At 42.5% G+C, this 308-nt stretch carries 1 protein-coding gene; it reads left to right on the forward strand.

All coding sequences use genetic code 11. The annotated features are described in order from the left end of the window. Window positions 1–102: 102 nt before the first annotated feature. Window positions 103–308, forward strand: a 206-nt coding sequence (locus tag IQR33_RS28060; RefSeq protein WP_193844255.1) for a response regulator, incomplete at its 3' end; no start/stop codon positions are given.

Below are 308 nucleotides of genomic sequence, written 5' to 3' on the forward strand. Positions count from 1 at the left end.
GTCATTTTCCTTCCTCTTAGCAAGGTTTTTCCTACAATCCTATTCATCCAATTGCGCTGTCGCCTGACAGCACACTAGTTGATGTATTAGGTGAGGTTCACTTTGAATAATGTTCTTATTATCGACGCTCAACCATTGTATAGCGAAGCACTTGCTTCTCTAGTTGAATCCGTAATCAACGCAGCTGAAGTGATTCAAACCACTGACAGTGCGGAAGTGATGGATCTTGTCCGAGGCCAAAAGATTGATTTGATTATTTTAGACGTAGTGCTTGGCGACCGCGATGGTATGCGTTTAGCCAAAAACAT

Source organism: Vibrio sp. OPT46, assembly GCF_015163535.1.
GTDB lineage: Bacteria > Pseudomonadota > Gammaproteobacteria > Enterobacterales > Vibrionaceae > Vibrio > Vibrio alginolyticus.